Source organism: Amycolatopsis sp. VC5-11, from assembly GCF_037034185.1.
Lineage (GTDB): Bacteria > Actinomycetota > Actinomycetes > Mycobacteriales > Pseudonocardiaceae > Amycolatopsis > Amycolatopsis nivea.
On record NZ_JBAGKF010000003.1, the window covers coordinates 40,860 to 61,898 of the forward strand.

A 21,039-nucleotide genomic window follows, 5' to 3' on the forward strand; every position below is an offset into this window, starting at 1 on the left:
AATGCCCACCCTCACCACCACCGGCGCCGTCCACGTTCTCGACTTCGGCGCCGACGAAAACCGTTTCGCCCCAACGTGGCTGGAGGAAGTCCACGCGCACCTCGACACGGTCACCGCGGGCAAGGAACCCGCCGCGCTCGTCACGATCGGCAGCGGCAAGTACTACTCCAACGGCCTCGACCTCGACTGGCTCACCAGCCACCCCGGCGACGCGGGCAAATACGTGACCAGCATCCACGAACTCCTCGCCCGCGTGCTCGCCCTCCCGGTCCCGACGATCGCGGCGGTCAACGGGCACGCTTTCGGCGGTGGCGCGATGCTCGCGATGGCTCACGATTTCCGCGTCATGCGCGAGGACCGCGGCTACTTCTGCTTCCCCGAGGCCGACATCAACCTCCCCTTCACGCCAGGGATGGCCGCGCTCGTCCAGGCGAAGCTCACCCCGGCCGCCGCAGTCGCGTCGATGACCACTGGGAGCCGGTTCGGCGGTCCGCAAGCGAAGGCGCTCGGCCTGGTCGACGCGACCGCCGCGCTGGACGACCTGCGGACGGCCGCGGTCGACCGGGTCGCTCCGCTCGCGGGCAAGGACCGCGGCACGCTCGGGGCGATCAAGTCCACTATGTTCGGTCCGGCGCTGACCGCGTTGCGGGAGGCGGGGAACTGATCGGGTAGGCTCGCGTACGCGCGGCGGTGGGGCTCGCCGCTCCGGGAATCGCCCGGACAACCGCGGCCGGGGGCCGCCAACAGTCCCTACTCGAACGGTGACGCGTGTCCGTGGAGTAGGAGAAGACTGTGCCTGAAGAACCTCTCGACCCTGACGTCGACCTCCGGGATCCCGTGCAGCAACGCGAACTCGTCCGGCACCACGTGTCGGTGCTCGGGGTGATCGCGCTCGGCGGCGGGCTCGGCGCGCTGGCCCGCTACGGCCTCGCGCAGGCCCTTCCCGCCGAGACCGGCGGCTTCCCGTGGGCGACCTTCTGGACGAACGTCGCCGGCTGCTTCCTCATCGGCGTGCTGATGGTGCTGGTCACCGAGGCGTGGTCGGCGCACCGGCTGGTGCGGCCGTTCCTCGGCGTCGGCGTCCTCGGCGGCTTCACCACTTTCTCCACGTACGCGGTCGAAGCGCGCAACCTGCTGCGGCCGGACACCGTGCCGCTCGCCTTCGGCTATCTCGGCGGAACGCTCGCCGCCGCGCTGCTCGCCGTCCTGCTGGGGCACGCGATCACCCGCAAGCTGGTCCCGGTGGAGGTGGCTGTCTGATGACCGTCCTCCTCGTTTTCCTCGGCGCCGCGGTCGGAGCACCGATGCGGTACCTGACCGACCGGGCCGTCCAGTCCCGGCACCAGAGCCTGTTCCCGTGGGGCACGTTCACCGTCAACCTGATCGGCTGTGTCCTGCTCGGCGGTCTCGCCGGTGCCGGGACTGCGCTGCCCGCGGCGGTTTACTCGCTGCTCGGCACCGGATTCTGCGGCGCGCTCACGACGTACAGCACGTTCAGCTACGAAACCGTCCGGCTGGTCGAGCGCCAGTCGTACTTCGCCGCGGCGGCGAACGTGGTCGTCAGCGTCGCGGCGGGCGTCGGCGCGGCGGCGTTCGCGTACGAGGCTGTCCACGCCTTGGTCGGGTAAGAGTGCGGGTTGCACAGCCGGACTGTCTGGGCTGTGCAGATCGCACGGTGACCTCGCCGGAGCTGCTGCTTACCGTGCTGGGAACCGTTCCCCTCCAGGATGAGGAGGTCGCCATGGCCTCGGCTGTCGGTGTCGACGATTACGCGCTGACCAGGGTGCCCGATTCCGCCCGTTACTCGTGGTGGTCGGTCGCTGTGCAGCGGTTCGGCCAGGTTTCCGCGCTGTCGCAGTTCCTGCTCGGCGCCACCATCGGCTTCGGGATGAGCTTCTGGAACGCCGTGCTGGCGTTCACGCTCGGCTCCGTCATCCTCGAGCTGATCACCGTCCTCGTCGGCGTGATCGGCGTCCGCGAGGGCCTCACCACCTCGATGATCGCGCGCTGGACCGGCTTCGGCCGCGGCGGCTCCGCGCTCATCGGGCTGGCCATCGGGATCAGCCTGATCGGGTGGTTCGGCATCCAGTCCGCGGTGTCCGCGCAGGGTCTCGCCGCGCTGGTCGGCGGACTGCCGGAGTGGGGCTGGGCGCTCGTGTTCGGCCTGGTGGTGACCGCGATCGTGGTCCGCGGCTTCCACTCGATGGCGTGGACGGCGTACCTGATGGTGCCCGCTTTCCTGGTCTTGGTCGGCTGGTCGGTGGTCTCCGAACTGACCCGGCACGACCTCGGCGCGCTGGTGGCGTCCACGCCGCCCGGCCCGTCGCTGTCCCTGCTGCAGGGCACGACGCTGGTCGCGGGCGGGTTCATCGTCGGCGCGGTGATCACGCCGGACATGACCCGGTTCAACCGCACCACCGGCGACGTCGTCAAGCAGACGCTCGTCGGCGTCACCCTCGGCGAGTACGTGATCGGCCTGGCCGGCGTGCTGCTCGCGCACGCGGTCGGCACGGCGCAGATCACCACGATCGTCACGTCGTCGGTCGGCTGGGTCGGGCTGCTGATCGTCATCGCGGGCACGATGAAGATCAACGATTGGAACCTGTACTCGTCCGGGCTCGGCGTCGTGAACTTCATCGGCACCGTCTCCGGGAAACGGGCGCACCGCGGCCTGGTCACCGCCGTGCTCGGCGTGGTGGGCAGCGTGCTCGCCGCGGCCGGGATCCTCTCGAAGTTCACCGATTTCCTGACCGTGCTCGGGGTCGCGTTCCCGCCCATCGCCGGGATCATGGTCGCGGAGTACTTCGTGGTGAAGCAGTGGCGCGGCGACCTGGAGGAGGCGAGGGCGCGGGGCGCGGTACCCACCGACGCTCCGGTGTGGGTGCCCGCGACGATCGTCGTCTGGATCGCCGCCGCGCTGTTCGGCGAGTTCGTGGACTGGGGGCTGCCCAGCATCAACTCGCTCGTCGTCGCTTTCGTTCTGTACGTGGCCGCCGGGAAGCTCGGCCTGGTCCGCGGGGTCGGCAAGAGCCGGACCGCGGACGCCGAACCGGCTCCGGCCGCCTGATTCCGTCACCTGGAAGGGGATTTCTCCGTGCGCATCGGCATCGACGTCGGCGGGACCAACACCGACGCGGTCCTGCTGGACGGCCGCGAGGTGCTCGCCTCGATCAAGACCAGCACCACCGAGGACGTCACCTCGGGCATCGTCGCCGCGATCGACGGGCTGCAGCGGCAGCGGGCGTTCGACCCGGCCGCGGTGCGGGCGGTCATGATCGGCACCACGCACTTCATCAACGCGCTCGTCGAGGCGCACCGGCTGGCCCCGACCGCGGCGGTGCGGCTCAGCCTGCCCGCGGGCGCGTCGCTGCCGCCGATGGTGGACTGGCCGCAGCGGCTGGTCGACGCGGTGTCCGGGCGCAGCTACCTCGTGCACGGCGGCCACGAGTTCGACGGACGCCACATCGCCGAACTGGACGAGAGCGAACTGCGCAAGGCCGCCGACGACATGGGCTCGGCAGGCGTGCGCAGCGTCGCGATCACGTCGGTGTTCTCGCCGGTGAACGCGGAGTTCGAGGCCCGGGCGGCGGAGATCATCTCGTCGCAGCTGCCGGACGTCGCGATCTCGCTGTCCCACGAAATCGGCCGGATCGGCTTGCTGGAGCGGGAAAACGCGACCGTCATCAACGCCGCGCTGCGCGAGCTGGCGGCGCACATCGTGGACGGTCTGGCCGCGTCGGTGACCGGCGCGGGCATCATCGCGCCGCTGTACCTGAGCCAGAACGACGGCACGCTGATGGACGTCGACTTCGCCCGCCGCTACCCGGTGGCGACCTTCGCGTCCGGCCCGACCAACTCGATGCGCGGCGCGGCGGTGCTGTCCGGTTTGGACACGTGCGCGGTGGTCGACGTCGGCGGCACCACCAGCGACGTCGGCGTGCTGCGCCAGGGTTTCCCGCGCGAGGCGACCACGGACGTGAGCGTCGCCGGGATCCGCACGAACTTCCGGATGCCGGACGTCCTTTCGATCGGCATCGGCGGCGGCAGCCGGGTGCGCGGCGACGCGTCCGGCGTGACCGTCGGACCGGATTCCGTCGGCTACGAGCTGACCTCGAAGGCGCTCGTGTTCGGCGGAGACACCTTGACCGCCACGGACATCGCGGTCGCCGCCGGGCGTGCCGAGATCGGCGACCCGGCGCTGGTCGCGCACCTCGACCGGGACTTCGTGCGGGCGGCGCTGGACCGGATCGCGGCGGACGTTTCCGACGTCGTGGACCGGATGCGCACGTCCTCCGAGCCGCTTCCGGTGGTCGCCGTCGGCGGCGGCTCGGTGCTGCTGCCGGACGAGCTGGCCGGTTCCGGCGAGGTCCGCCGGCCGGACCACTACGCGGTGGCCAACGCGATCGGCGCGGCGATCGCGCAGATCGGCGGCGAGGTCGACCGGGTGTACGTGATCGAGCCCGGCCGCCGCGAGGCCGTGGTGGACGAGGCGAAGCAGGAAGCGGTCGACCGCGCGGTGGCCGCCGGGGCGAGCCCGGCGTCCGTCGGCATCGTCGACTTCGACGAGGTGCCGATCCCGTACCTGCCCGGCAACGCGACCCGGATCCGGGTCAAGGCGGTCGGCGACTTGCAGCTGGGGGCGTGAACGATGGCTGAGATTACCGAGAAGGACTTGGACGACATCGCCCGCGGCGCGGCGATCCTCGGCACCGGCGGCGGGGGAGACCCGTACATCGGCCGGTTGCTGGCGCATTCCGCGGTCCGCGAGCACGGTTCGGTGCCGCTGGTGAAACTGTCCGAATTGGACGACGACGCCGTGGTGCTGCCGGTCGCGATGATGGGCGCGCCGACGGTGATGGTGGAGAAACTGCCGTCTGCCGAACAGGTCGGGCTCGCCGCCCGGACGCTCGCTACCTATCTGGGCAAGGAACTCACGCACATCGCCTGCGCAGAAGCGGGCGGCGTGAACTCGCTGATCCCGGTCGTCGCGGCGGCCCAGCTCGGCCTGCCGCTCGTGGACGCGGACGGCATGGGCCGCGCGTTCCCGGAGCTGCAGATGGTTTTGCCGACCCTGTACGGAATCCGCGCCACCCCGATGTCCATCGCGGACGAGAAGGGCAACCGCGGCGTACTGGACACTGTGGACAATCACTGGGCGGAGCGGCTGGCCCGGTCGGCGACCATCGACATGGGCTGCTCGGCGATGATCAGCAACTACGCGATGTCCGGCGCGCAGGCCCGCGAATCGATGGTGCCCGGAACGCTGACCCTGTGCGCGGAACTCGGCGCGCTCGTGCGGCAGGCCCGCGAGGAGCACGAAAACCCGGTAGATCGCGTGGTGGAGCGGCTGCGCGGGCGGACGCTGTTCAGCGGCAAGGTCGTGGACGTCGCCCGCCGCACCGTCACCGGGTTCGCCCGCGGCGAGGCCCGGCTGTCCGGAATGGACGGTGACACCGGCACGGAAATGCTGCTGCGGTTCCAGAACGAGCACCTGGTGGCCGAGGTCGACGGCGCGGTGCGCGCCTCGGTGCCGGACCTGATCTGCACGCTCGACCGCGAATCCGGCGAGGCCGTCACCACCGAAGGCCTGCGCTACGGCCAGCGGGTCACGGTGCTCGCGGCTCCGGCGGACCCGCGCTGGCACACCCCGGAGGGCATCGCGCTGGCCGGTCCGCGGTACTTCGGCTACGACCTGGACCCGATCGGGGTCGCGGGATGAGCTGGACCCTGACCGAAGACCACCTCGAAGACCTCGCCCGCGGCGCGGCCGTCCTCGGCACCGGTGGCGGCGGCGACCCGTACGTCGGGCGTCTCTTGGTGCGCGAGGCGATCCGCGAGCACGGACCCGTCACCGTGCTCGACCCGGACGACCTGGACGACGACGCCCTCGTCATCCCGACCGCGCAGATGGGCGCGCCGACCGTCGTGCACGAGAAGCTCCCGAACGGCTCCGAACCCGAGCTTGCCTTGCGGGCGCTGGAAAAACACCTCGGCACGAAGGCCGACGCGACGATGCCGATCGAATGCGGCGGGATCAACTCGATGATCCCGCTGGTCGTCGGAGCACGGCTCGGGTTGCCGGTGGTCGACGCCGACGGCATGGGCCGGGCGTTCCCGGAGCTGCAGATGGAGACGTTCGGCGTGTACGGCGTCCCCGGTTCGCCGATGGGCATCGCCGGGGAACGCGGCGAGACGACGCTGATCGACACCGGCGCCGACAACCGGCGGATGGAATGGCTCGCGCGCGGGATCACCATCCGGCTCGGCGGGGTCGCGCACATCGCCGAGTACTCGATGAGCGGCGCGGACGTCAAACGCACCGCCGTGCCGCGGACGCTCTCGCTCGCACTGAGCGTCGGCCGGGCGATTCGCCTTGCCCGCGAAGGGAATGCCGACCCCGTGGCTGCGCTGGCGACCGCGCTCGGCGACACGTTGTACTCGCATCTGCGGGTGTTGTTCCGGGGCAAAGTGTCCGATGTGGAGCGGCGGACCGAAGAAGGATTCGCCCGGGGCCGCGCGGCGGCGGTGTCCTTCGACGGTGAGCACAAGCTGGAAATCCTTTTCCAGAACGAAAATTTGGTCGTGCTTGTCGACGGCGAGGTGCGCTGCTTGGTGCCGGACCTGATCTGCGTGCTGGAGGCGGAGTCCGCCGAGCCGATCACCACCGAGACGCTGCGCTATGGCCAGCGGGTCACCGTGGTGGGAATCTCGACGCCGCCGCTCATGCGCACTCCGGAGGCGCTGGCCACGTTCGGCCCGTCCGCGTTCGGGCTCGCGCACGAGTTCGTTCCGGTGGAGGTGGCTTCGTGAGTTCGCTCGACGGCCGGGTGGTCGTGGTGCTCGGCGGCGGGTCCGGGATCGGGCTGGAGGTCGCCCGCCGCGCGAGTGCAGCCGGCGCGCTCGTCCACCTCGGCGGCCGGACCGGCGACAAGCTCCGGGCCGCCGCGGCGGAGCTGGGTCCGACCGCGACCTGGCAGGTGGTGGACACCACCGACCAGGCGTCGCTGGCCGAGTTCTTCGGCGCGCTCGACCGGGTCGACCACCTGTTCACGCCCGCCGCGTCCTACACCGTCGGCCCGATGCGGGACCTGAGCGACGCGGAGGCGGAAAGCCCGTTCGTCACGAAGTTCTGGGGCCAGTACCACGCGGTGAAGCACGCCGCGCCGAAGCTCTCATCGGACGCCTCGGTGGTGCTGATGTCCGGTGTCGCGAGTGTGCGCCCGCCCGCCGCGGCACCGGCGTACATCGCGTGCAACGCGGCGATCGAGGGGCTCGGCCGCGGGCTCGCGGTGGAACTGGCGCCGGTCCGGGTGAACGTCGTGTCGCCGGGCACGATCGACGGGAACCTGTGGGCCGGGCGTCCGGCGGCCGCGCGGGAGGCGAGTTTCGCGCAGTACCGCGCGGACACCCTGCTGCACCGCGTCGGCCGGGAGTCCGAAGTGGCCGATGCCGTGCTGTACCTGTTCACCAGCACTTACACCACCGGTTCGACGCTGTATCCGGACGGCGGCTACAGCTTCCGCTGATACGCTGACCAGCCATGCGCATCACCGCCGCGGACGTGCCGGCACTCGAACGCGGCGTCGCGCTGCTCGGGTCCGGCGGGGGCGGCGACACCGTCACCGCGGCGGTGCTGCTGCGGCGGCTGACCGAATCCGGCCGCGAACCCGTCGTGCACCCGATCGCGGACCTGCCGCCGGACACCCTGGTGGTCCCGGTCGGGATCGTCGGCGCGACCGCCGCGTTCGCCGAGAAACTGCCGAGCGGCGACGAGTTCGCCTCGGCGATCAAGGCGATCGAACGCTGGACCGGGCAGCGCGCGCAGGCGTTGATGACCATCGAGATCGGCGGCCTCAACGGCCTGCTTCCGCTGGTGATCGCCCAGGAGCTGGGGCTGCCCTGCGTGGACGCGGACCTGTCCGGGCGCGGGCTGCCGCGGCTCGACCAGCTCTCGGTCGCCGCGACCGGCCGCGGCGTCGCCCCGGCCGCGATGGCCGAACCCGGCGGCCGGGTGGTGGTGCTCGCCGCCGCGGCGGCCTCGGTGGTCGAGAGCGGGATCCGCGCGTTCCTGGCCAGCTCCGGCGGCTGGGCGGCGATCGCGCTGGCCCCGATCCCGGCCGGCGAACTGGCCGACCACACCGTGCCCGGCACGACGAGCGAGGCACTCGCCCTCGGCTCCCGCGTGCTCGCGGCGGGGGAGAGCCCGGACCTCGCCGCGCTGGAAACCGCCCTCGACGGCCAGGTTCTCGCCCGCGGCCGGGTGCTGGAGGTGTCTCGGCACATCGGCCCCGGCCAGCACGGTCATCCGGGCTTCGGCCGCGGCTCGGCGACGCTGGCCGATCACCGCGACGGCGCGCTGCTGCGGCTGGAAATGGAGAACGAGTACCTGCTCGCGCTGCGGGACGGGCTGCCGGTGGCGTCCACTCCGGACGTTCTCTCGGTCCTCGATCGCCGTACGGGTGTCCCGCTGCAGTGCGACGCGATCCGCGCCGGAGTGGAGGTGGACGTCGTGTGCCTGGCCGCGTCCCCGTTCTGGACCGACCCGCGACGACGTCCGCTGCTGGAGCCGCGCGCATACGGAATCGACTGCGATCCGGTGGTAGCCCAGTGATTCTCCGCCAGCTGCTCGCGCTGCCCTCGTGGGCCGGCCCGGTCCGGGTGCGCTCCGGAGAGTCCGGTTTGGACCGTCCACTCAAGACAGTCAAGGCCGCGCTCGACGCGTCCGGCACGCCCGCTCGCGGCGAACTGGTGGTGGTCGTCCGCCCGCTCGGTTCCGATTGGCAGATCGACGCACTCCTGCGCCGCTGCGCCGACGCACAAGCCGCCGGAGTCCTGCTTCCCGGAGCCGAACCCCTTGCCGCGTCACGACTTCTGGCCGAACGGCTGTCGGTTCCGCTGCTGGTCACGTCCGGCGATCCGCTGGATCTGCTCGTGGACGCCCGCCTCGCCCTGGCCGCCCCGGACATCGACCGCGCCGAAGCCGTGCTCGCCGCACATCGGGCGCTAGGGGAGCGGTTGCGGCCGCCCGAAGAAATCGTGACCGTGCTGCGCCGACTGCTGGACGCTCCCGTCGCCGTCCTCGACGACCGCGGTGAAGTGCTCGCCGGAGAACTCGCCGAGGCCGCCCGCGTGCGAGTGCACGAGCCGGTCCCACAACGCGTCACCCTCGCGGACGGCGTTCTGCTGGCGCATCCCGCGGTGCTGCCGCAGCCTTCGGTCTGGCTGGCCGCTGAGCTGACCGGCGCGAAGGCCCCGCGCGCGGACGTCGTCGCCGCGACGCTGGCCGTCGCCGCCGGTGCCGTGCAGCGCTGGCTGCTGGCCCACCGCCTGGAACTGGAACGCGACGCCCGTTCCCGGTCCGCGCTGCTGGGCGACCTGCTTCGCCACGACACCGAACCCGGTGCCGACCTGCGCCGACGCGCGGCAGACGCGGGCTGGCGACTCGGCGGCTGGCACGTCGGCCTGCGCATCGGCGTGCCCGCAGACGTCGACACGGTCTCTCGCACGCAGGAGGTCGTGCGCGCGCTCCGGGCGGAGTCGATCGACGCGGTCACCGTCGAACACGGCGAGGGCTGGACCGGCTGGGTCACCTTCGAACAGGAACCGACCGCAGAACGGGTGCGGGCGCTGTCCGCTCGGCTGCGCGCCGTGCACCACAGCCTGCGCCGCACCCTCGACGCGCACCTCGGCGTCGGCCGCCCGCACGCCGACGGTCTCACCGCGACAGTCGCCGAAGCCACCGACGCCGCGCGCCTCGCCGCGACCCGTCCGGAGACCGGGCACTTCCTGCACGTAGACCAGCTCGGCATGGCGCAGCTGCTTCTGGAATGGACGCGCACGGACACGTTCGAGCCTGCCGCGCGTGCGTTGCTCGCTCCGCTGGTTTCCGTGCCCGGCGACCTGATCCGCACCCTCGCGGCGTATCTCGATGTGGAGTCTTCGCTGGCGGAAACCGCGACTGTGCTGGGGATTCACCGGAACACGGTCGCGGCGCGGATCAGCCGGATCGAGCAGTTGCTGCAGGTCGACCTGTCGCGTCCGGACGAACGGCTGGCGCTGCATCTGGCTGCTCGAGCAGTCATCCTCGCCCGGTCCGGTGAGTAGTACTGACAGGACCAGTTACGGCCTTGGGCAGCGCCCGGGCGGAAGGCAGACTCGAGGCATGGGCAAGAACGACCTGGGCGATTTCCTGCGGGCCCGCCGCGGCGGGCTGAAGCCGGACGAGATCGGTCTTCCGGACGGATTCGACGGCGGACGGCGGGTTTCCGGCCTGCGCCGCAGCGAGGTCGCGCAGCTGGCCGGGGTCAGCACCGAGTACTACACCCGGCTGGAACAGGGCCGCGCGCGGCAGCCGTCCGAGCAGGTGCTGCACGCTCTCTGCGACGCGCTGCGGTTCGACGACATCGAGCGGCGGCATCTGTTCGCTCTCGCGGGCGCCACGGCCGAACGCCTCGACCAGGCCGAGCACGCGTCCCGGCTGCGTCCGGCGCTGCGGCAGGTGCTGGACTCGATGGAGCTCGCGTCGGCGTTCGTCAGCGACCGGAACCTGACGGTCGTCGGCGGGAACGCGTTGTGGGCCTTGCTGTTTCCCGACGTGGCCGAGCTGCCGCGGCGGGAACGCAGCATGGCGCGCTGGACGTTGCTCGATCCGCGGGCCCGCCTGGTGTGGCGGGACTGGGAACGCGTCGCCCGCGACTACGTGCACGGGCTGCGGCTGGCCGCGGCCGCGCAGCCGCGGAACCAGCACATCGCCAACCTGATCGGCGAGCTGATGATGCGGTCGCCCGAGTTCCCGGCGTGGTGGTCGGAACACCGCGTCCAGGAACGCAGCACTGGCCTCAAACACCTGCGGCATCCGGTGGCCGGCGATCTCGAACTCCAGTACGAGATCTTCACCTCGGTCGCCGACCCGGGCCAGTCGATGGTCGTCTACAGCGCGCCGGCCGGTTCGCCTTCGCAGGAACGGCTGCGGCTGCTCGCCAGCTGGGGCCGCGAACCGGCCGCTCCCGCCGAGTCCTGACCTTCGCCCATCCTCGGGCCCCGCTGTCCTCGCGGGGTCCATGCCGTCCTGCCATTTTCACGAAAGGATCTTGAGCAGTGAGCAAAACCTTCCTGATCACCGGCGTCAGCACCGGCCTCGGAAGGGCCGTCGCCCGACGCGCCCTCGCCGCCGGACACCAGGTCGCGGGCACCGTGCGCACCGAAGCGCACGCGGCCGATTTCCGGGCACTGGGCCCCGAACGCGCCCGCGCCTTCGTCCTCGACCTGACCGACGCGGACCGGATCGAACCCACCGTGCGGGAGGTCGAAGCGGAACTCGGCCCGGTCGACGTGCTCGTGGCCAACGCCGGATACGGGCTCGAAGGCACCTTCGAGGAATCGTCGATGGCGGAGCTGCGCCGCCAGTTCGAGGTCAACGTCTTCGGCACGGTCGCGACGATCAAGGCGGTCTTGCCCGGCATGCGCGAACGGCGCGACGGCCAGATCTTCGTGATCACCTCGATGGGCGGGCACACCACCTTCCCCGGCCTGGCGTTCTACGAGGGCAGCAAGCACGCGCTGGAAGGCATCACCGACACCCTCGCCCAGGAGGTCACGCAGTTCGGCGTGCGGGTGACCGCGGTGGCCCCCGGCGCGTTCAAAACCGACTGGGCGGGCCGGTCGCTGGTCCGCGCCCCGCGCAGCATCGCCGACTACGACGCCCTGTTCGACCCGATCCGGACCCGCCGCCAAGCTCTTGCCGGACAGGGGATCGGCGATCCCGACCGCGCGGGCGACGCGATCCTGCGGCTGCTGGACGTGGAAAACCCGCCGGTGCACCTGCTGCTGGGCTCGGACGCGCTGCGGCTGGTCACCGCCGGACGCCAGCGCGTGCAGGAGGACTTCGACGCCTGGCAGGACCTGACCCTCTCCACCGACTCCGTCGACGGCGGCGTCACCGTCGCCTGATCCTCGCCGGTGCGGGGAATCCTGGGATGGCAAGGGGGTTCAGGGTTCCCCGCACCGCGGGTCAGACGCGCCCGCGCACGAGGTCGATCAACCGCCCGAGCACGTGATCGCCCGACGCGCGGAGGCCGTTGTGCTCGTACTCGTTGGTGATCCACGGCCGCAGCGTCGGGATCAGCCGCGCGGTTTCCTCGGAGAACACCCGCTCGACGTACATGTCGTTGGCGTAGATCGCGGCCGCAGCCGGGACCGTGCACTCGCGCAGCACGTCAGCGTCGTACAGCCGCGGCCACTCGTGCGCGGCGAGCAGTTCGGCGGTCTCCTTCATCGGCCGGAGGCTGTGGAGGTCGTCGAAGAGCGAGGGGAACACGTGCTCGCCGGTGAACAGCGTCCGGTCGGTGCGGAACTCGTCCGGCAGCACGCGCTCGGCGGACCAGCGGGTGGCGAACCCGTCGGAGTACGACGACTCGTGGATGACCGAATACAACGGATTGCGCGCGCTGAACGGCAGCGAGCTGGCGACATCGTGCGCGAAGGCGGGGGACTTCGGGTCGCGTTCGAGCAGGTAGTGCAGCGCCTCCTCGCCGCCGCTGGCGCCGAAGAGGTAGCCGAGCTGCTGGAACAACCGCGCGGTCAGCGGACTGCCGTCGGGCAGGACCACAGCCCCGTCGTCGAGCAACGGAAGCAGCGCTTCGACGCGCTCGCGATCGCCGGGGTAGCGGAGGTAGTACTGGCGGTTGCGCTCGAGGAGATTGGCGAACGTCGCGGTGTAGACGTCGTCCGGATGCCGCGCGATCGGCGGCAGCCCGCCGGTGAAGAAGGCCTCGGCCAGCCCTTCGGGGTACTGGGAAAGGTAAGCGAGCGTGCAGAACCCGCCGAACGACTGGCCGAGCACGCTCCACTTCCCGACGCCCAGCTGCTGCCGGATGAACTCCGCGTCGCGCACGATCGCGTCCGCGCGGAAGTGGGTGAGATAGTCGGCCTGCTCGCCCGGAGTGCCCGGCAGCGTGCCGACCGGCGTGGAGCGCCCGGTGCCGCGCTGGTCGAGCATCAGCACCCGGTATTCCCGCAACGCCCGCGGCAGCCAGCTCGGCGCGCCCCGCGACGGCCGCGGCGCCTCGTGCCCGGGACCGCCTTGCAGGTACACGAGAAACGGCCGGTCCAGCCCGTCCGGATCAGCGACCTCGCGCGCGAAGACGGTGATCTTCGCGCCGTCGGGACGGGAATGGTCGAGGGGGACGGAGAACTCGTGCTCGGTCAGCACGAGGCCGGAAATGCGCACGGTGGTTGCCATACGGGCGATTCAACCAGAACGGGCGGCGGGGAAGCCACGGAGTTTGGCAGGGCGGGTCTATTGTGGACGGTCGTGCCGCCGGGATTGGCCAGCCGACCCCGGTGGCGGATGATTGCCGCGCGCTCGTCCCAGTCTTTCCCGCTTGGCTTCACCTCTGCGGCGCGGAGTGTCCGCCGCGCTGAGCCCAAGCCGGAAACGGCGTTACTCCTTGCCCATCGACCGGCGGATCTCGGCCAGCTTGTCCTTCGCCGCCTCCTTGCGGTCGGCGATTTTCTTGTCCAGCGACTGCAGATCCTCCGGCCCGCCGATCCCGGCGAGCTCCTGCGAACCGACCGAGGTGGTGTAGCGCTTCTCGATCCGGTCCCGCACGAAGTCGAACGACGGGGCGCCGTTGTCGCTGTAGTCGGGCTCGGGGAGGTCAGCGGGCGGCGTGCCGGGACTCTCCACGATCTCCGCGTCGAGCGGCTGCTGCTCGCCGGGCTTGTCCGCGCTCATCGTCTCGCCTCTTCTCGGTTCGTCGGCTCCGCCTTCGACCCTAGCCGACCTCGCGCGGACGGGTGGATGTTTCGCCGCCGCCGGTGTGCGGTAGCCCATCAGGGAGAGAAAGGAGCCCGCGATGCTTCGCCCCCGCTCGACCGCGCCGCCCGCCCCGCCCGAGCCCGTCCCGCCAGGCCCGGTGGAACCCGATCCGGTGACGCCAGGACCGGACCGTCCGCTTCCCGACCCCGAACCCCTCCCGCCGGAATCCGAACCCGGCCCCGAGCTGGCAACGGCCGGTCCGTTGTGGACGGTGCGGCCGGAGTGATCGGGTGCTCCGGCGGGCAAGCCTCCTGATCCAGTAGCCGGGCCGCCTGACTAGCCGGGATGCGGAGGGGCCGGGTGCTCCGGCGAGCAAGCCCCCGATCCAGTAGCCAGGCGTCCGGCCAGCTGGGATGTCGACGGGCCAGCCGGAGCGAGCCGGGTTATCCAGCAATCAACCCCTCCCGATCCCGCAGCCAGCCGGGCATCGCGAGCGAGCGCTCCGGATCAGCCGCGAAAGCCGCCAGCCTCCAGGGCCGCGTCCACCTTCGCCCGGTGCGCCTCCGCCCACTCGTCAAGCGTCTGCGCCTCCTCCTTGGCCAGCTTCGCCCGCGCGTCCGCCAGCACCTGCGCCGCATCGGCCGCGGGCACCACGACCACGCCTTCCTCGTCCGCCACGACGATGTCCCCGGGGTGCACCGTCACCCCGCCGCACCGGGCGGGCTCGCCGAGCGGCGTCACCTTGGCTTTCGTCCCGGGAATCGGGATCACGCCCCGCGCGAACACCGGGAAACGTGCCTCGCGGACCTCGGACAGGTCGCGGATCACGCCGTCCAGGACGAAGCCCGCGATGCCGCGGCGCTGGGCGGTCGCGCAGACGTTGCCGCCGGCCAGCGCGTAGTCGACGTCGCCGGATTCCGCGACGATCACCGCTCCGGCGGGCGCGCGGTGGATGGCCGCGTGCAGCATGAGGTTGTCTCCCGGCGGGCAGCGCACCGGGTACGCGGGCCCGGCGATCCGCGGCACGGGACCCCACAAGGGCCGCACGCCGTAGTCGAGCACCTGGCCGCGGCCGAGCAGGTCGGCGAGGGTCGTGGTCGGGATGTCGGCGAAACCGTCTTCCATGGACGGCGATGCTCTCACGCACGGCCCGGCCGGATACCGTTCCGTGGCACCGATCACGGAGGAGAAGATGGCTTTCCGGCACACCGTCGCGACGTCCCCGGTCGGCGACCTCACCCTGGTCGCCGACGGCAGCGCGCTGGTCGCCGTCTACTTCGACGGCCACAGCCGGACCCCGCGTTTCCCGGACTTCGGCCCGCGCACCGACGACGGTTTCGCCGACGCGACTCAGCAGCTCTACGAGTACTTCACCGGCCGGCGCCGGACCTTCGACCTCGAACTGGACCTGCGCGGCTCCGAGTTCGAGCGCCGCGTCTGGCAGCTGCTCACCCGCATCCCCTACGGCGAGACGCGCACCTACCGCGACCTAGCCGTCGAACTCGGCGAGCCCGGCGCGGCGCAGGCGGTCGGCAACGCGAACGGCTGGAATCCGCTGAGCATCGTCGTGCCGTGCCACCGGGTAGTCGGCAGCAGCGGCGGCCTAACCGGGTACGCGGGCGGCGTCGACCGGAAACGGTTCCTGCTGCAGCTGGAGGAACCGCCCGCCGACGACGCCGGACGCCTGTTCTGAGGCTTACCCCAGCGAGGCGCGACCGTGCTTCCAATACCCCTGGAACGAGATCGCCTGCTTCGGCACCCTGCGCTCGCGCGTGAGGAACCGCCGCGCGCCGGTGGCCAGCCCGCTCTCCCCGGCGACCCACGTGTAGCCCGGAGGATCGGAAAGATCGAGCTGGCCGAGGACGTCGAGCGCGAGCCGCCCGGGCAGCCGGTCGTCCTCGCGGACCAGCCACTGCATTTCGGTGCCGAGCGGCACGTCGACCGCCTGGATGTCGTCCCGCGCCCCGACTTCCAGCAAGACGGTGGCCCGCAGACCCGGCGATGACTCCAAGATCGCCAACGCCGCCGGAATCGCGCTCTCGTCGGCGAGAAGGAGCTGCGTGACGCCCTCCGGCGGCAGATAAGTGATCCCCTCGTCGAGAATCCCGACCTCGTCGCCCGGCCGCGCGTTCTCGGCGAACTGCGAGGCCGGACCGCCGTCGCCGTGCACCGCGAACTCGATGTCCACCTCGCCGGGCCGCGTCGCCCGGATCGTGTAATTCCGCACCCACGGCCGGGACGCGGCGCTCATGAGCATGTGCTGCGCGAGCCAGCGATTGCTCGAAGCAGTGGGGAGGCGGAGCCCGCGCTGCCCCTCGCGCGGGAAGAACAACCGGCACCATTGATCGAACCCGAGCGGCGCGAAGTCCTCGAGATCCTCCCCGCCGACGGTGAGGGTGACGAAATGCGTGGACGTCCGTTCAGCTCGCAGCACGGACGCCCGGAGCAGCCGCCTGCTGTCAGGCGTGCGGCGCTGGGGGAGGGTCGGCATGGTGGTCCCGATTCACTTAGGTAAGGCTTACCTGTCTCACGCTAGCCAGTGGTGCGACGGGACGGCAAGGGCCGAAATCTCCCTGGTCGAAGCTGTGCGTACTCCTCGCCTAATGCGGATACGTCCGTTCGGGCCAGCCTGCCGGGCGTAACGCTCTCCTGTTGATCACTCTCCGTATCACTCTTGTGGGTGACTGTTGACCGCTCAATAACCGGGGATGGCGTGACACTCTGTGTATGATTGTGTGGCGTACTGGGGTGCCGAGCTCGAGTTTCTCCGGCTGGCGACTGTGCGAATGAACGTGCATCTTCCCGTGTCAGAGCCGGTTCGCCGCAGTTCGAGGGCACGCCAAGAGGTCTGGACAAGTCGCGGCTAGAGTGTCCGCCGGGTGTCGAATCGGTGACCGCGAAGAGTAGCGAAAACCGTCACTCGAACCGTTGGGCGACGCTGAGGGACCGTTCACCGCGACACTGCCAGTAGAGCTGGCTGGTGACGCACAGTCTTCGCCAGGATGAGCGCATCCGGGACCCGCTCCGCACGACGGCCAGGGCTCCGGATAGCCGTCGGGGCCGGTCCGCCGGCCGGAAGAGAAAGGGATGACGACCTCATGACGGTGGTTCCCTGCCTCGCCGACCAACCGCACCGAACCGGCGAGCCGCCCGCGCGGGCGGCAGGCGCGGTGCTGGTCCGGGAGCCTCAGCCGAATCGAGGGTCCGCTGGGGAAGCGGCGCTGCCTCGCGACCAGGAGAGTCTGGCGCGGCTTGCGGAGGAGATGCAGGACAGCGGGGCGAACGAGCAGGAAAAGCCCCTGCCGCCGGGCGACACGGCCGATGCAGATGCCAGCGCGGCGAATGCCAGCGCGGCCGCACGCGGCGCAGCCGAGCCAGGTGCCGCGCCGAAGCCCGACCTGGCTGCAGGCGACTCGGCGAAACCCAAGCTGGCTGGCGGCACTGCAGCCGCCCCCGCCCGTTCCGGCGAGGCAGCGGGGAGCGGCTTGGCGATCCCCAACCCGCCTGCAAGCACCGCAGTCGACCGGGTCAGGTCCGGCGACACAACGGCAAGCAACCAGAGGATTCCCAACCCGTCCGCAAGCACCGCAGCCGAGCCCTGCCGTTCCGGTGAGGCAGCGGCAAACGGCTCGGCGAGCCTCAACCCGCCCACAAGCATCACAACCGGCCCCGCCCGTTCCGGCGACATAACGGCAAGCAACCAGCCGCTCCCGCCCGCCCCCACCACAACGCAGCCACCCCCACCGAACCACCCCGACCCCGACCACCCGGCCCGAGTCCGGGTCGTCGTCGACTGGGATCCCTTCTCCCGTCCTCCTCGCCGGGTGGCGACCAGGGAAGAGATGGTCGCCTCCGCGCACCGCGTGCTGGCTCGGCGCAAGCCCGGGCGGCATCGCAAGCCCGACACTCGCGAGCCCTGGATGTCCCGGGCCGCGGATTTCGTCGTCGCCTGGGCGGCCACGCTCCGGATGGCGTTGCTTCTCCTCGCCGGGACCGCGTTCCTCAGCGGTCTCGTGCTGATGAACAGCCCCATCGCGGGCGCCGCGGTGACCCTGGTCGCGGGCGTCGCGGCGTGGGCAGCCCGGCCGCGGAAGTCGCCGACGCATCGCTGCTGAAAAATGTCGAACCCGCGCCAGGCCGTTCGACGAGGATGTGACGGCTGGACGAAGCCAGCCCCAACCGAGGAGCGGTCAATGCGTTTCCTGATGATGCACCGGCTCGACGAGAGCGCCCCCGAGGCCTGGAACCCCAGCCCCGAGTTCATGGAGAAAATGGGCGCGTTCATCCAGGACTGGACCGAACGCGGCATCCTGATCACCGCCGAGGGCGTGCACCCGTCGGAGAGGGGCGCGATCGTCCGCAAACCTCGCGGCGCGGCCCCGAAGGCGACGGACGGGCCGTTCACCGAGGCCAAGGAGGTCATCGGCGGGTTCGCCCTGGTCAACGCCGCGGACCGGGCGCAGGCGGTCCAGTACGCGAGCGAGTACGCGGACCTGTTCGACGAGATCGAGGTCGAGGTCCGCCAGGTCGTGGAGTTCGACGACCTCCCGGACCTGACCGCGGAATAGCCCAGCGCGCCGGGCAGCCGGCGGCATTCTCGAGCCAGGTCTTTGTCATTCGTTGACCCGCACCGCGTCTCGGGCGGATCTTCGTTCCGGGGGAACGGGGTCCGAGGAGGCAGCGGTGCGGGTCATGCTCACGGCGGTCCTGACAACGATGTCGGCGCTGCTGCCGGTCCACGCGAAAGCGCCCCGGCCGGCGGCGAACATCGTGGTGTGCAACAAATACTGCGACGACCGCGCCGCCGACCAGGCGTCGAGCGACCGGATCGCGGTCACGACGGCGCTCGACGACCGAGTCCTCCAGTTGCATTTCGCCGACGCAGACCCGATGGGCTGGGCCGTCGTCGACCACTCGCGCCCGGGCGACCGGGTGTGGCTCGACCGGTCCTTCGACGGCGGCGCGACCTGGGACGGCGGCGCGCAGCTCGGGCTCACCACCGCGCCGTCCGGGGTCGGCGGCTGGCGCACCCAGATGTACAACAACGACGACTGGAACAACCGCGGCGTCGGTGCCCTGCGCGCGTGCGGCAGCGCCATCGACAGCGGCCGGATCGCTTGTACGCCTTGGGCGCGCACCCGCTGGAACGCGGCGAACCGTGCGCAAGCGGCGGCGACCGCGATGATGGCGCTCTACGACAACGGCACCGGCTACTTCCGCAACGGCGGCGGCTGGGGCACCGCGGTGTCGCTCGCCGCGGTGATCCGCAACGCGTCGGTCAGCCGGATGGCCAGCTACGACTACGCGATGGCCACGTCGTACGACAAGAACGTCAACGCCGGCCGCGGCCAGTTCCGCAACGAGTTCTCCGACGACACCGGCTGGTGGGCGATGGCGTGGCTCGACGCCTACGACCGCACCGGCCAGCAGCGCTACCTCGCCACGGCGAAGGCCGATGCCGACCACATGCACACCTTCTGGACCACCGACTGCGGCGGCGGCATCCGCTGGAAAGAAGGCCTGACGTACAAGGCGTCCATCTCCAACAGCCTGTACATCGAGGTCAACGCGACGATCGCCGACCGCACCGGCGACGCGACCTACCGGACCCGGGCGCAACAAGGCTGGGATTGGTTCCGCGGCAAGGGACTCATCGGGTCCGACGGCCTGGTGGTGGACGGTGTCGACGGCACCAGCTGCACCGCGGTCGGGCAGCGCTACACCTACAACCAGGGCGTATTCGTCTCCGGCCTCACGGCGCTGTCCGAAGTGACCGGAGACCAGAACCTGATCAACACCGCCCGCTCAGTGGCCGACGCGACGACCCGCACCGGGTCGTACTTCACCGGCTCCGACGGCATCGTCCACGACCCGGGCGAGGGCAGCAGCTGCACCGACGACGGGTCGTACTTCAAGGCCGGTCTCGTCCGCGGACTGTCCGAACTGGACGCTGCGACAGCCGACGCGCCCTACCGCGATTTCCTGGCCAGACAAGCGGATTCCGCCTACGCCCATTCCCGCAACGACTTCGACCAGTACTCGCGTCCGTGGTCCTCAGGCGGGGACAAAGGCCCGGGCTGCCAGGCCGCGGCGCTCGTCCTGATGACCGCCACGTACTAGCCCCGTTAGTGACCGACAGCACACCCGCCTCCGCAAGGCCCGTCCGGGTACGGTTGACGGTGCCACGGAATCCTGCGTGGTGCGTGCGGACGGGGAAGGGCGATCGTGGAGCTGAAGGTCGGGTACAAGGCGTCGGCGGAGCAGTTCGGGCCTCGGGAGCTGGTGGAGTTCGCGGTGCGGGCCGAGGAGCTGGGGCTGGATTCGGTGTGGGTGTCGGATCATTTCCTGCCGTGGCGGCACGAGGGCGGGCACGCGCCGTGGGCGTTGGCGTGGATGCCGGCGGTGGCGGAGCGGACGAGCCGGGTGCTGATCGGGACGAGCGTTTTGACGCCGACGTTCCGGTACAACCCGGCGGTGATCGCGCAGGCGTTCGCGACGATGGCGTTGCTGTCGGGCGATCGGGTGATTCTGGGCGCGGGCACGGGCGAGGCGTTGAACGAGATCGCGGTGTCGGGCCGGGAGTGGCCGGAGTTCAAGGAGCGGTTCGCGCGGCTGCGGGAGTCGGTGCGGCTGATGCGGGAGTTGTGGAGCAAGGACAGCGTCGATTTCGAGGGCGACTACTACCGGCTGGTCAACGCGAAGATCTACGACCGGCCGGAGCGTCCGGTGCCGGTGTACGTCGCGGCGGGCGGTCCGGTGGTGGCGAAGTACGCGGGCCGCGCGGGCGACGGGATGATCTGCACGTCGGGCAAGGGCATGGACCTCTACACCGAGAAGCTGATGCCGGCGATGGCCGAGGGCGCGGCCGCGGGGGAGCGGGACGCGGCGAACGTGGACCGGATGATCGAGATCAAGATGTCGTACGACCGGGATCCGGAGAAGGCGCTGGCGAACACGCGGTTCTGGGCGCCGTTGTCGTTGAGCGCGGAGCAGAAGCACACGGTGTCGTCGGCGGAGGAGATGGAGCGGCTGGCCGACGAGCTGCCGATCGAGCAGGTCGCGAAGCGGTGGATCGTCGCGTCCGACCCGGACGAGGCGGTCGCGCAGATCAAGCCGTACCTCGACGCTGGCCTGAACCACCTGGTGTTCCACGGTCCCGGGCACGACCAGGAGCGTTACCTGTCGCAGTTCGCCGAGGACGTGCTGCCCCGGCTGCGCGCGCTGTCCTGACCGCGGTTTCCCGTCTTCGCTAGGGGTAAACCGGGCCGAGGTCCGCACCA

At 71.0% G+C, this 21,039-nt stretch carries 22 protein-coding genes; 18 read left to right on the forward strand and 4 right to left on the reverse strand.

Features of this window, described 5'->3' with window-relative positions:
• Position 1 precedes the first annotated feature (1 nt).
• From WA670_RS11655 to WA670_RS11710, 12 genes are all read left to right on the forward strand, one after another.
• On the forward strand, positions 2 to 664 hold the full coding sequence (locus WA670_RS11655) for an enoyl-CoA hydratase/isomerase family protein (RefSeq protein WP_037815577.1): 663 nt from the start codon (positions 2 to 4) through the stop codon (positions 662 to 664).
• Between the two features lie 128 nt (positions 665 to 792).
• A complete protein-coding gene (gene crcB, locus WA670_RS11660; protein ID WP_043835931.1) occupies positions 793 to 1,260 on the forward strand; it encodes a fluoride efflux transporter CrcB in 468 nt (155 codons plus the stop codon).
• Positions 1,260 to 1,628 (forward strand): fluoride efflux transporter CrcB, encoded by a 369-nt coding sequence (gene crcB, locus WA670_RS11665; RefSeq protein ID WP_037815581.1) that lies wholly within the window; start codon positions 1,260 to 1,262, stop codon positions 1,626 to 1,628. The genes crcB (WA670_RS11660) and crcB (WA670_RS11665) overlap by 1 nt, the downstream gene beginning before the upstream one ends.
• A 113-nt stretch (positions 1,629 to 1,741) precedes the next feature.
• The gene (locus WA670_RS11670; protein WP_336157697.1) at positions 1,742 to 3,067 is read left to right on the forward strand and encodes a purine-cytosine permease family protein; all 1,326 of its coding nucleotides are present in this window, start codon (positions 1,742 to 1,744) and stop codon (positions 3,065 to 3,067) included.
• Between the two features lie 27 nt (positions 3,068 to 3,094).
• The gene (locus WA670_RS11675) at positions 3,095 to 4,645 is read left to right on the forward strand and encodes a hydantoinase/oxoprolinase family protein (RefSeq protein WP_336157698.1); all 1,551 of its coding nucleotides are present in this window, start codon (positions 3,095 to 3,097) and stop codon (positions 4,643 to 4,645) included.
• 3 nt (positions 4,646 to 4,648) lie between these two features.
• Positions 4,649 to 5,719 carry a DUF917 domain-containing protein gene (locus WA670_RS11680; protein WP_336157699.1) on the forward strand — a complete coding sequence of 357 codons (1,071 nt, stop codon included), beginning with the start codon at positions 4,649 to 4,651 and terminating at the stop codon, positions 5,717 to 5,719.
• The gene (locus tag WA670_RS11685; RefSeq protein ID WP_336157700.1) at positions 5,716 to 6,810 is read left to right on the forward strand and encodes a DUF917 domain-containing protein; all 1,095 of its coding nucleotides are present in this window, start codon (positions 5,716 to 5,718) and stop codon (positions 6,808 to 6,810) included. The genes WA670_RS11680 and WA670_RS11685 overlap by 4 nt, the downstream gene beginning before the upstream one ends.
• Positions 6,807 to 7,526 (forward strand): SDR family oxidoreductase, encoded by a 720-nt coding sequence (locus WA670_RS11690; RefSeq protein WP_336157701.1) that lies wholly within the window; start codon positions 6,807 to 6,809, stop codon positions 7,524 to 7,526. Before WA670_RS11685 ends, WA670_RS11690 begins: the two co-directional genes overlap by 4 nt.
• A 14-nt stretch (positions 7,527 to 7,540) precedes the next feature.
• On the forward strand, positions 7,541 to 8,611 hold the full coding sequence (locus WA670_RS11695) for a DUF917 domain-containing protein (RefSeq protein ID WP_037815588.1): 1,071 nt from the start codon (positions 7,541 to 7,543) through the stop codon (positions 8,609 to 8,611).
• Complete coding sequence (locus tag WA670_RS11700; RefSeq protein WP_336157702.1) at positions 8,608 to 10,104, forward strand: helix-turn-helix domain-containing protein; 1,497 nt, start codon at positions 8,608 to 8,610, stop codon at positions 10,102 to 10,104. The genes WA670_RS11695 and WA670_RS11700 overlap by 4 nt, the downstream gene beginning before the upstream one ends.
• A 58-nt stretch (positions 10,105 to 10,162) precedes the next feature.
• A complete protein-coding gene (locus WA670_RS11705; RefSeq protein WP_336157703.1) occupies positions 10,163 to 11,020 on the forward strand; it encodes a helix-turn-helix transcriptional regulator in 858 nt (285 codons plus the stop codon).
• Between the two features lie 77 nt (positions 11,021 to 11,097).
• Complete coding sequence (locus tag WA670_RS11710) at positions 11,098 to 11,949, forward strand: oxidoreductase (protein ID WP_336157704.1); 852 nt, start codon at positions 11,098 to 11,100, stop codon at positions 11,947 to 11,949.
• A 61-nt stretch (positions 11,950 to 12,010) separates the two neighbouring features.
• Here the strand turns inward: WA670_RS11710 and WA670_RS11715 are convergent, their stop codons facing one another.
• Positions 12,011 to 13,240 (reverse strand): alpha/beta fold hydrolase, encoded by a 1,230-nt coding sequence (locus WA670_RS11715; RefSeq protein ID WP_336157705.1) that lies wholly within the window; start codon positions 13,238 to 13,240, stop codon positions 12,011 to 12,013.
• A 201-nt stretch (positions 13,241 to 13,441) separates the two neighbouring features.
• On the reverse strand, positions 13,442 to 13,735 hold the full coding sequence (locus WA670_RS11720; RefSeq protein ID WP_037815596.1) for a hypothetical protein: 294 nt from the start codon (positions 13,733 to 13,735) through the stop codon (positions 13,442 to 13,444).
• A gap of 121 nt (positions 13,736 to 13,856) precedes the next feature.
• On the opposite strand from WA670_RS11720, the gene WA670_RS11725 reads away from it, so the two are divergent.
• Positions 13,857 to 14,045, forward strand: a complete 189-nt coding sequence (locus WA670_RS11725; protein WP_043835915.1) for a hypothetical protein — start codon at positions 13,857 to 13,859, stop codon at positions 14,043 to 14,045.
• 221 nt (positions 14,046 to 14,266) lie between these two features.
• On the opposite strand, the gene WA670_RS11730 is transcribed toward WA670_RS11725, so the two are convergent.
• Positions 14,267 to 14,884: an RraA family protein gene (locus WA670_RS11730; protein WP_037815601.1), complete on the reverse strand. Its 618-nt coding sequence runs from the start codon at positions 14,882 to 14,884 to the stop codon at positions 14,267 to 14,269.
• A gap of 43 nt (positions 14,885 to 14,927) precedes the next feature.
• Here WA670_RS11730 and WA670_RS11735 point away from each other — a divergent pair, with 43 nt between their 5' ends.
• Positions 14,928 to 15,452, forward strand: a complete 525-nt coding sequence (locus WA670_RS11735) for a methylated-DNA--[protein]-cysteine S-methyltransferase (RefSeq protein ID WP_442893091.1) — start codon at positions 14,928 to 14,930, stop codon at positions 15,450 to 15,452.
• Positions 15,453 to 15,455: 3 nt separating this feature from the next.
• Here the strand turns inward: WA670_RS11735 and WA670_RS11740 are convergent, their stop codons facing one another.
• Positions 15,456 to 16,250: a siderophore-interacting protein gene (locus tag WA670_RS11740; RefSeq protein ID WP_336157706.1), complete on the reverse strand. Its 795-nt coding sequence runs from the start codon at positions 16,248 to 16,250 to the stop codon at positions 15,456 to 15,458.
• 1,333 nt (positions 16,251 to 17,583) lie between these two features.
• Between WA670_RS11740 and WA670_RS11745 the strand changes: the two genes are divergently transcribed.
• From WA670_RS11745 to fgd, 4 genes are all read left to right on the forward strand, one after another.
• Positions 17,584 to 17,874, forward strand: coding sequence for a hypothetical protein (locus tag WA670_RS11745; RefSeq protein WP_134731346.1), 291 nt, complete (start codon positions 17,584 to 17,586; stop codon positions 17,872 to 17,874).
• Positions 17,875 to 17,952: 78 nt separating this feature from the next.
• Positions 17,953 to 18,327: a YciI family protein gene (locus tag WA670_RS11750; RefSeq protein WP_107051095.1), complete on the forward strand. Its 375-nt coding sequence runs from the start codon at positions 17,953 to 17,955 to the stop codon at positions 18,325 to 18,327.
• 124 nt (positions 18,328 to 18,451) lie between these two features.
• Complete coding sequence (locus tag WA670_RS11755) at positions 18,452 to 19,879, forward strand: glycoside hydrolase family 76 protein (protein ID WP_336158027.1); 1,428 nt, start codon at positions 18,452 to 18,454, stop codon at positions 19,877 to 19,879.
• Positions 19,880 to 19,984: 105 nt separating this feature from the next.
• The gene (gene fgd, locus WA670_RS11760; protein WP_336157708.1) at positions 19,985 to 20,989 is read left to right on the forward strand and encodes a glucose-6-phosphate dehydrogenase (coenzyme-F420); all 1,005 of its coding nucleotides are present in this window, start codon (positions 19,985 to 19,987) and stop codon (positions 20,987 to 20,989) included.
• The last annotated feature ends 50 nt before the right edge of the window (positions 20,990 to 21,039 follow it).

Excerpts from the sequence above, each read along its gene's own strand:
- WA670_RS11655 (WP_037815577.1), top strand. The coding sequence starts at position 2 with ATGCCCACCCTCACCACCACCGGCGCCGTCCACGTTCTCGACTTCGGC.
- crcB (WP_037815581.1), top strand. The coding sequence starts at position 1,260 with ATGACCGTCCTCCTCGTTTTCCTCGGCGCCGCGGTCGGAGCACCGATG.
- WA670_RS11670 (WP_336157697.1), top strand. The coding sequence starts at position 1,742 with ATGGCCTCGGCTGTCGGTGTCGACGATTACGCGCTGACCAGGGTGCCC.
- WA670_RS11680 (WP_336157699.1), top strand. The coding sequence starts at position 4,649 with ATGGCTGAGATTACCGAGAAGGACTTGGACGACATCGCCCGCGGCGCG.
- WA670_RS11685 (WP_336157700.1), top strand. The coding sequence starts at position 5,716 with ATGAGCTGGACCCTGACCGAAGACCACCTCGAAGACCTCGCCCGCGGC.
- WA670_RS11695 (WP_037815588.1), top strand. The coding sequence starts at position 7,541 with ATGCGCATCACCGCCGCGGACGTGCCGGCACTCGAACGCGGCGTCGCG.
- WA670_RS11705 (WP_336157703.1), top strand. The coding sequence starts at position 10,163 with ATGGGCAAGAACGACCTGGGCGATTTCCTGCGGGCCCGCCGCGGCGGG.
- WA670_RS11715 (WP_336157705.1), bottom strand. The coding sequence starts at position 13,240 with ATGGCAACCACCGTGCGCATTTCCGGCCTCGTGCTGACCGAGCACGAG.
- WA670_RS11720 (WP_037815596.1), bottom strand. The coding sequence starts at position 13,735 with ATGAGCGCGGACAAGCCCGGCGAGCAGCAGCCGCTCGACGCGGAGATC.
- WA670_RS11725 (WP_043835915.1), top strand. The coding sequence starts at position 13,857 with ATGCTTCGCCCCCGCTCGACCGCGCCGCCCGCCCCGCCCGAGCCCGTC.
- WA670_RS11730 (WP_037815601.1), bottom strand. The coding sequence starts at position 14,884 with ATGGAAGACGGTTTCGCCGACATCCCGACCACGACCCTCGCCGACCTG.
- WA670_RS11740 (WP_336157706.1), bottom strand. The coding sequence starts at position 16,250 with ATGCCGACCCTCCCCCAGCGCCGCACGCCTGACAGCAGGCGGCTGCTC.
- WA670_RS11750 (WP_107051095.1), top strand. The coding sequence starts at position 17,953 with ATGCGTTTCCTGATGATGCACCGGCTCGACGAGAGCGCCCCCGAGGCC.
- WA670_RS11755 (WP_336158027.1), top strand. The coding sequence starts at position 18,452 with ATGCTCACGGCGGTCCTGACAACGATGTCGGCGCTGCTGCCGGTCCAC.